The sequence below is a fragment of the Candidatus Andeanibacterium sp. genome (assembly GCF_057143545.1).
Genome location: NZ_DBNHSF010000012.1, coordinates 1 through 8900 on the forward strand (window position 1 = coordinate 1; position 8900 = coordinate 8900).

An 8900-nucleotide genomic window follows, 5' to 3' on the forward strand; every position below is an offset into this window, starting at 1 on the left:
ACGCTCACGACCGGCTACGATCGCTTCGACGGCGAACAGACCCTGTATGACGGCACGGTCATCAAGGGATCGTTCGTCCTTCCCGGAGGCACGACCACAATCGTGCTAGATCCAGACACGCTTCAGGTCGAGCGCCAGTACCGCTCGCTCGCGGGAACGATCCGCAATTGCGCCGGCGGCATTACGCCGTGGGGAAGCTGGCTCACCTGCGAGGAATTCGTGATCTCGGCGGGCGGGCCGTTGGGCAAGGCACATGGCTATGTGTTCGAAGTGCCCGCCGATGCGGAAGGACTGGTCGATCCGCTACCGCTCAAGGCGATGGGCCGCTTCAACCACGAGGCTGCCTGCGTCGATCCGGCTTCGGGAATTGTCTATATGACCGAAGACCGCGACGATTCGCTTTTCTACCGTTTCATTCCCAATGTCCGCGGACGCCTGGCCGAAGGCGGCAGACTGCAGGCGCTGGCGATCGGGGGCAGCAGCGCGGATACGCGCAACTGGTCGTCCGCGGGCATGTCGGTCGGCGCTTGGCACGATGCCGAATGGGTCGATATCGATAGGCCCGACAGCCTTGCAGACGATGTTCGCATCCAGGGCCGTTCGAATGGCGCGGCGCTGTTTGCCCGCGGCGAGGGCTTGTGGATGGGCGATGGCGAGCTCTATTTCTGCTGCACTTCGGGCGGGGCGGCCAAACTCGGCCAGATTTTCCGGCTCCAGCCAGGCGCGGGCGGGCAGGACCGCCTGCAACTGTTCTTCGAATCCACCTCGCCCGACCAGTTCAATTACGGCGACAATCTGTGTGTCGCGCCGAATGGCCACCTGATCGTGTGCGAGGACCAGTATACCGATCCGGTCGACAATCATTTGCGCGGGATAAACCTGCTTGGCGAAGCCTATGATTTCGGCAGGCTGCATCTGCAGTCCGAGCTGGCCGGGGCCTGTTTCTCGCCCGACGGCAGGACCATGTTCGTCAACGCCTTCAGCCCGACCACCACATTCGCGATTACCGGTCCCTGGTAGATTCAGGCATCCTGGCGCGGTGCGCGCTGGGGGATTTCGAACCGGTTACGATCGAACAGGCTGTCGTTCGGAACCACTTCCATGCCCGGTTCGAGGCCGAGCCTGCCGGCTAGGTTGGCGAGGTCCTGCTCGACATGTTCGGCCCACAGGTCGGCATGGCTTTCGGCGAGAAACAGCACCAGCTTGCCATGGTGGATTTCGAGCGCGCTGTTGCGCAGGGAGCTGCGCGAACCGGCGCCCAGCCTGCGCGCCAGCCGGATGGCGAGGCCCCAGCAGACCGCCTCGTCGAGGCGCTTCCCGCTCGCCAGTCGCAGGAGTTCGGGAGGCAGCTCGGGCTGTCCGCAATTGGCGGACAGCGCCGCGGCGATCATCGCCCTGCCTTCGTCCGACAGGTCGATCCAGCGCTTGTAGAGCGCCCAGTTAATCGCCTGCTTGAGCCGCAGGTTCGGTTCGATCTGCATCGAGGCAAGCGCCAGCATGGTTGCCGCCAGACGCACTCTCTCCGAACCGCCGCCGTCATGCGGAAGGGCGTCCACCGTCCATCCGGCAATCCGGGTTGCCAGGGTAGGCGGCCCGCCGCGAGGGGCGGCAAAACACGCGATTCCGGATAGCAGCGGGTCCTGGGCCTTGGCCGCGGGATCGAGCCGGTCGAACAGCCGGCCTTCGCGCAGGCCCCATGAGGAAAAGACCAGCCTGGTCGGCTGCAGCTTCTGCAACAGGAGGTAGAGCAGCGCGGCTGCGTCGGGCAGCATTTCGGCGCGCATCGGGGTGACCCCCAAAATGCTCAGCCTCGCCGGATCGGTCCGCCTGACGCGCTTGGCCAGTTTGAGCGCGGCATGGCCATCGAGCTCGAACCCGTGCGGGTCGGTCAGCGGGTGGCGCGCCTCGTGCATCGCATAACTGGCGAGCGCTCGCCAGGTTCCGCCCACCATGTAGAGCGGCTCGGTCATTTCGTGCGCCCAGTCCTCGTTCTTGAGCGCGCGGTTGATCTTGCGCTTGAAATGGGCGGAGCCCTTCGAGCGCAAGTCCGGCAGTAGCAATGTGCCCAGCGGCAGGCTGACGCCATGGGTGCACTCGCCGTTGCGGATTTCGATCAGTTCAAGGCTGCCGCCGCCGAGATCGGCGACGACTCCCTCGGCCCCCGGGAACGCCCCGATTACGCCCATCGCGCTGGTGCGGGCTTCCTCCTCGCCCGAGAGCAGGTTCGGCCTGAACCCGCACGCGCTCACCCTTTCGAGAAATTCGCCGCCATTGTCGGCCAGCCGCGGAGCGGCCGTGGCGATGACATCGACCTCGTTGACGTGGAGGTCGGTCATGATCCGGCGAAACCGGCGCAAGCCGGCAAGGGCGACTTCCATCGCCGCTTCGGGGATTTTTCCGGTTCGCCTCAGGTCGGAACCGAGCCGTGCGACGACCCTTTCGTTGAGCAGGACGGTCGGCGCCCGCTGCGCGCCGCCATAGACCACCAGCCGGACCGTATTGGAGCCGATATCGATGACCGCTCGATGGGGGACGGCATTGGGAAATGCCGTATCCGTGTCTCCGATCACAGGCATGCCCCGTTCTGCAGCACTCAGACACCGCCCTTGCGCAGAGCGAGCTTGGGGACTTTCGCACCTTCGTCGAGCGCGGTTCCGCGGCCCGAAAGGGACGGATTGGTCATGAAATAGCGGTGCAGGTTGAACGGGCGTTCGCCTTCGCCGGTCTTGAGCCGCTCATAGGAGCCGTCGGGCCTGAGCAGCCAGCTCTGTTCGGTGTCGAGCAAATTTGCCAGCAGCACCTGTTGCAGCACCTGGTCATGCACCGTCGGGTTCTTGATCGGCACCAGCGCCTCGACCCGGCGATCGAGATTGCGCTCCATCGCATCGGCCGACGAGATGAACACGCGGGCGCGGTGGCTTGGCATGTTGAAGCCGTTAGCAAAAGCCCAGATCCGGGCGTGCTCGAGGAACCGCCCGATCACCGACTTCACGGTGATGTTCTCGGACAGGCCGGGAACGCCGGGTTTGAGGCAGCAAATGCCGCGAATGACAAGGTCGATCCGTACTCCGGCCTGGCTGGCCTGGTAAAGCCGGTCGATCATCCCGCCATCGGTCAGCGCGTTGAGCTTGGCCCAGATCACTGCCGGTTTCCCGGCGCGGGCGTTCTCGATCTCCTTGTCGATCAGCTCGTAGAGCTTGGACCTGAGGCCGATCGGCGAGATCGCCAGCTGCTTGGTCTTGCGCGGCTCGATATAGCCGGTGATGAAATTGAACAGCTTGGCGGCATCCTTGCCGAGCTTGTTGTCGGCCGTGAAGAAGCTGAGATCGGTATAAATCCGCGAAGTCTGGGGATGGTAATTGCCGGTCCCGAAGTGGCAATAGGTGCGCAGCTTGCCTTCCTCGCGGCGCACCACCATCGACACCTTGGCATGGGTCTTCCAGTCGACGAAGCCGTAGATCACCTGCACTCCGGCGCGTTCGAGCTGGCTCGCCCAGAGCAGGTTCTGCTCCTCGTCGAACCGGGCCTTGAGCTCGACCACCGCGGTGACCGACTTGCCTTCTTCCGCTGCGGCGATCAGCGCCTGGATGATTGGCGATTGCGCCCCGGCGCGGTAGAGCGTCTGCTTGATCGCCACGACATCGGGATCGACCGCCGCCTGGCGGATGAAATCGACCACGACCTCGAAACTCTCATAGGGGTGGTGGACGACGATGTCCTTGTCGCGGATCGCCGCGAAACAATCGCCATCGTGTTCGAGCACCCGTTCGGGATAGCGCGGCGTGTATGGCTTCCATTTGAGATCGGGCCGGTCCTCGCCTTCGACGATGGCCGACAGGCCCGAAAGGCCGATCAGTCCGTCGGTCTTGGTCAGGATCGCATCGTCGAGACCGAGCTGGTCGAGCAGCAATTGTTCGGCATCGGGATCGAAATCGTCCTGCAGTTCGAGCAGGATCACCTTGCCGCGCCGCCGCCGCTGGATCGCCGTGCGGAAGAAGCGGACCAGGTCCTCGGCTTCCTCCTCGACCTCGATATCGCTGTCGCGCAGAACCCGGAAAGCGCCGTCGCCCTTCACCTTGAAGCCGGGAAACAGGATGTCGGCGTGGCGGCAGATCAGGTTCTCGACGCTGATATAGGTTGCCTCCTCGCCCGGGACGCGCACGAAGCGCGGGAGCGAATTCGGCACCAGGACCATTTCCACGACCTGCTCGTCATCCGCCAGCCGGGTCAGATTGAACAGCAGCCCGATCCCGGTATTGGCGATGAACGGGAACGGGTGCGCCGGGTCGATCGCCTGCGGGGTGATGACCGGGGCAATCTCGTCGATGAAATAATCCCGCAGCCAGCGCTCGGCGGCGGCGTCGATCCGCCCTTCATCGGCGACATGGATGCCATTCTCGGCCAGCAACGGGCGCAATTCGCGCCACGTCGCCTGCTGGTGGATTTCAAGATCGTCGATCGCTTCGCGCACCGCCACCAGCTGCTGCGAGGGGGTGCGGCCGTCGAGCGAAGTCGTGGCGATATTGCGCTGGACCTGTCCGGCCAGCCCCGCCACGCGAATCATTATGAATTCGTCGAGATTGCTGCCCGATATCGACAGAAAGCGCAGGCGTTCGAGCAGCGGGTAATTCTGGTTGCGGGCTTCCGCGAGGACGCGTTCGTTGAAGGTAAGCCAGCTCAGCTCGCGGTTGAAATAGCGCTCTGTCGGGGCTTCAACGGCCGTATCGATCTCGAGTTGGGTACCCATGTTCCTTGCTGGCGGCCTGGATTGTCCGGAGGATTGCTGGTCCAATGTTACAGTTTTGTGAAACTTGCGTCGAGCGCCGACGACCTGTCACACAAGCCGGTCACATTTATCGCAGCAATTTCAGGAAGATGTCAAACCAGATCACGGCTCAGCGCGATATGCGAAATTCCGCGTTTGCCCGCGTTGCGGCCCAGTTGGACCACCACATCGATCACCGAGGAAGCATAGGCGATCGTATCCGAACGCGAGAGGCCGATCCCGGTCTGCATCACCATCAGCGCCAGCTGGTCGAGCGCGCCGCGCAGCGAGTTGGCATGGATCGTCGAGAAGGAACCGGGGTGGCCGGTGTTGATCGCTCGCAGGAAGCTGACGCTCTCGGCGCCGCGCAATTCGCCCAGCACGATCCGGTCGGGCCGGAGGCGCAAGGCCGCCTGCAGCAGTTCGTTGGGGGTGACCTTGGCCTCTCCCAGTTCGCCCTTCACCGCGACCAGTCCGACCCCGTTAGCGCCCGGTAGTCTGAGCTCGGGGGTGTCCTCGACCAGCACCACCCGCTCTTCGCTTGGTATCTCGCCCAGCATCGCGTTGAGGAAGGTCGTCTTGCCGGTCGAGGTCCCGCCCGAAATCAGGATCGTCTTGCGCTGGGCGATCGCCGCGCGGAGGAAGGCGATCGGCTGCGCCTCGGCATCGGGCATGTCGCCTTCGACGGCGTGGGTCAGCGGCCCCGCATCATAGGCATCGAGCGGCAGGTCGAGCCGGCGGTGGCGGCGGATCGCCATCGCCCAGTGCTGCCTTGTCGCGGGCGGTCCGCAGAACTGGATCCGGGCGCCATCCGGCAAGGTCGCACCAAGCAGAGGGTGCTCGCGATTGATGCCCTGGTGGCTGACCCGCGCAACCTGTTCGGCGAGGCGCTGGACCAGCTGGTCGGTGATCTCGGCCGCCGCGATCCGCTGCATGCCGGGCTGGCTGGCATCCTCGATCCACACTTCGCCGGGCGAATTGACGAGGATTTCGGTGACGCTGTCGCGTTCGAGCCAGCGCCGGAACGGCGCCAGATAGGCGTCGAGATAGACGCTCCTGGCCCCCTCAGGCGGAACGAAGGCCGCGTCCGGGCCTTCGTCCTGGGCGATGGTATGAACCGAAGCGCTCATCGTGCGACGCTCAGATTGCCGGCGCGCGCGAAAAATCGAGGTCGCGGGCGGTGAACACCCGGATCGGGGCCCCGACATGGACCCTGACGGTCGGCCCGATCTTGCTGTCCTGCTGGACCGCCGCGGCCGCCGCACTTTGTCCGCCCCCGGCGAGGATGATACCCGCCGTGCCGCCGGTCGCGACGGTTGTCAGGCCGGTGACCACCGACAACAGCATGGCCGAGCCGAAGCGCTTGAAGAAGTGGTTGTTCACATCGCCCGGCAGGCCGGTCATCCCGGCGAAATCGGTCGCGGGCGAGGAAATGTCGACCGAGATGCCGTCGGGCCGGATCAGCCTTGTCCAGATGACATAGGCGCGCTTCTGCCCCGCCTGGAGGCCGGACTGGTACTGCCCGATCAGGCGCGAGCTGCGCGGCACCAGGACCTTGCTTCCGTCATAGCTTCGCACATCCTGGCTCACCACCGCGCGGACATAGCCCGGCACATCGGTGTTGATCGCGGTTTCGAGCACCGCCGGGATCAGCGTCCCCTGGGTGACGGTGGTCTGCGGGTCGAATTGCCGCGCGGCCTGGGCCGGGCCCCCACCGACACCGATCCGGCTGGCGAAATCGCCCGCCGAGCTGCCGGTTGCCGGGGCGGCGCCCTCGCCAGCGGGCACGGCAACCGGTGCGGGCAGGGCGCTGCCGTCGAAGACGACGGTCGGGGTCGCATAGGGATTGACCATGCTGACCGGGTTGTTGGCGAGGACGGCAGAAGGTTCCGGATCCGGCAGCGGCGGTGGTGCCACGAGCAGTTCCGGCTCGGCCTGGGTAATCGCTTCGGGCGGCACGTCCGGGATCGGGACCTCGGGAATCGCCTGCGGCTGCTGGGCCGGTTGGGCGAATTGCTGCGCCTCCTGGCGGGACGAATTGAGGCCCCACAGGGTTACCGCGCCAAGCAGTGCCACAACCGCGATACCGGCCGTGAGCCCCAGCGCATCCGAGCCCTTTTTCTGCTGGGCAACGGTCGGGAAGGAGTTGCGGCTGGCGAGGTCGATCACTTCTGCCGACAGGTCTTCGCGCGGATCGGCATCGAGCCTGCCGGAGCTGTCCTTCTTTTCGGGCAGTTGCATCGCGAGGCGCATCACTTGTTCCCCCGGTTCATCGCCAGCGAGGCATCGCCGGCTTCGCTGGCCCTGCGGATCGGGCCTTCATTGATCAGCACCGCAGTCTCGTCGCCCGAACGCAGGACAATCTCGCGCGGCACGCCATCGACCACGATCGTTTCGCCGCGCACGGCGAAATTGACCGGGCCTTCGGTGCCTTCCCTGTCCTTCACCAGGATCGCCGGGATCGGCCGGTCGCTTTCCCAGGTGAGGAAGGTTGCATCGCCGTCGTCATAGGCCTGCTGCGGGAACAGCGTGGCATCGCCGGTCCGTTTCCAGTCGAAATTGAGCAGGGCCGGATCGCTCACGGCATAGGGATCGCTGGCGGCGAGCATTTCGATATCGGAGGCCGTACCGGGAAGCGGGACGTCTGCTTCCGGCTCTTCGGGATAGGTGAACCGCAGCACATAGAGCGCATTGGCATTGGGCTTCGCGACCAAGTCGAACAGATAAGTCCGCAGGTTCGTGACCACGGTCATGTTGGTTTCGGCCCGGTCGGACAGCGGCTTCACGAACAACAGGTTGGCGCGCTTGTTGGGCGTCACCTGCCAGGCGGCCGAATCGCCGATCGCGACATTTTCGATCTGCTCGTTCTCTTCGAAGGCGATAGTCGCCTGGACCCGCGGCTTGCCTTCGATCAGCACGACTTCGTAGGGATCGTAAAGGTGTTCGACCAATCGGCCGTCGGCCCTTTTGGCAGGAGCTTCCTGACCGATCGGCTGGACCACTTCCTCGGCGCTCAGCTGGCCGGTGCTCGTCAGGAGCAGGGCGGCAAGGCTTGCGCGGGCGATAGCGCGGTTCATTTCACTTTCTCCGAAAGGCGCGCGGGTGCAGCACGGAAGCGGCTGCCGATGCCCTTGGCGCGCGATGACATGGGTGGGGACGGATTGAGCGGCGAGGCTCCGCCGCCGATCAGCCTGGTTTCGCGGGTCACGATCGCCGGTCCGCCCGAAATGTCGTTGGCGGCCACGCTCGCGCTGACGGCCGTTACGCTCGCCCGGCGCGTTGTTGTCGGAGCGGCCTGCTCGCTGCGGCCCTGGCGCCGCTCGGCGACTGCCAGTGCGGTTGCGGCGCCGGCGTGCGAAACGGTGCCGTCGCGCCCTTCGCGAGGGGCGGCATCGGCCATGCCGAATACCCGCCAGCCACCGACCATGGTGCTGGCTACCTTGAGCATCAGCACCATCAGCGCGACATGCACCGCGCCGATCATGAAGAAGGCCATCGCGGCGCGCGGATCGATCCTGCCGGGGGTCGGCGACAGGCCCGACAGGACCGGGACCGCCAGTTCGAGCATCATCGTCCCGCCGACCACCGCGAACAGCGGCGCGATCGCCAGCATCACGAGGCCCTTGAGCCAGCCGGTGAACAGGCCTCTTGTGGCGGGGAACAGCGCCATGACAACGAACACCGGTCCGATGGCGACCAGCACCGCAAGCGCGATCCGCGCGGTCACCAGCAGGCCGAGCGTGCCGAGCAGCAGCAGGGTCGAGCCCATCCACAACAGGCCCTGCGGCGAGAAGGTGGTGACTTGCTCAGGCGTCGGCTGGCCTTGCTGGCTGGTCGCTTCCTGGATCGCGGCGAACACCAGGTCGATCTTGTCGGCGAACACCTGGGTCGCGGGCCCTTCCGTGCCCAGCATGACCGAGGCGATCTGGTCGGGCGCCAACGTCGCCAGCTGCCACACGACCGCCTGGTAGGCGAGCCAGCTGGTCGCGAACGTGATCACGAGCCCGAAAGTGACCATGCGAGGGGTGAGCGAGCGGATGGTGATGCTGGTGCGCCCCGTGATCAGGGCGAATGCAAACAGCGCGATGAATATGGTCAACAGGATGGTCAGCGCCGGGACCAGCGCCCCGCCCGA

The 8900-nt window shown here is 65.3% G+C and carries 7 protein-coding genes; 1 reads left to right on the forward strand and 6 read right to left on the reverse strand.

Going from position 1 to position 8900, the window contains the following annotated elements:
* Positions 1-1020, forward strand: a 1020-nt coding sequence (locus tag AC16XC_RS00670; protein ID WP_484032703.1) for an alkaline phosphatase PhoX, incomplete at its 5' end; no start/stop codon positions are given.
* Between the two features lie 2 nt (positions 1021-1022).
* Here AC16XC_RS00670 and AC16XC_RS00675 read toward each other — a convergent pair.
* From AC16XC_RS00675 to AC16XC_RS00700, 6 genes are all read right to left on the reverse strand, one after another.
* Positions 1023-2576, reverse strand: coding sequence for a Ppx/GppA phosphatase family protein (locus AC16XC_RS00675; protein ID WP_484032704.1), 1554 nt, complete (start codon positions 2574-2576; stop codon positions 1023-1025).
* A gap of 17 nt (positions 2577-2593) precedes the next feature.
* A complete protein-coding gene (locus AC16XC_RS00680; RefSeq protein WP_484032705.1) occupies positions 2594-4747 on the reverse strand; it encodes an RNA degradosome polyphosphate kinase in 2154 nt (717 codons plus the stop codon).
* A 131-nt stretch (positions 4748-4878) separates the two neighbouring features.
* A complete protein-coding gene (gene virB11 / locus AC16XC_RS00685; protein WP_484032706.1) occupies positions 4879-5895 on the reverse strand; it encodes a P-type DNA transfer ATPase VirB11 in 1017 nt (338 codons plus the stop codon).
* A 10-nt stretch (positions 5896-5905) separates the two neighbouring features.
* Positions 5906-7018, reverse strand: a complete 1113-nt coding sequence (locus AC16XC_RS00690; RefSeq protein WP_484032707.1) for a TrbI/VirB10 family protein — start codon at positions 7016-7018, stop codon at positions 5906-5908.
* A complete protein-coding gene (locus AC16XC_RS00695) occupies positions 7018-7842 on the reverse strand; it encodes a TrbG/VirB9 family P-type conjugative transfer protein (protein WP_484032708.1) in 825 nt (274 codons plus the stop codon). Before AC16XC_RS00695 ends, AC16XC_RS00690 begins: the two co-directional genes overlap by 1 nt.
* Positions 7839-8900: TrbL/VirB6 family protein (locus AC16XC_RS00700; protein ID WP_484032709.1), on the reverse strand; the 1062-nt coding region annotated here is incomplete at its 5' end. The genes AC16XC_RS00700 and AC16XC_RS00695, both read right to left, overlap by 4 nt.

Excerpts from the sequence above, each read along its gene's own strand:
- AC16XC_RS00680 (WP_484032705.1), bottom strand. The coding sequence starts at position 4,747 with ATGGGTACCCAACTCGAGATCGATACGGCCGTTGAAGCCCCGACAGAG.
- AC16XC_RS00695 (WP_484032708.1), bottom strand. The coding sequence starts at position 7,842 with ATGAACCGCGCTATCGCCCGCGCAAGCCTTGCCGCCCTGCTCCTGACG.
- AC16XC_RS00690 (WP_484032707.1), bottom strand. The coding sequence starts at position 7,018 with ATGCGCCTCGCGATGCAACTGCCCGAAAAGAAGGACAGCTCCGGCAGG.
- AC16XC_RS00675 (WP_484032704.1), bottom strand. The coding sequence starts at position 2,576 with ATGCCTGTGATCGGAGACACGGATACGGCATTTCCCAATGCCGTCCCC.
- virB11 (WP_484032706.1), bottom strand. The coding sequence starts at position 5,895 with ATGAGCGCTTCGGTTCATACCATCGCCCAGGACGAAGGCCCGGACGCG.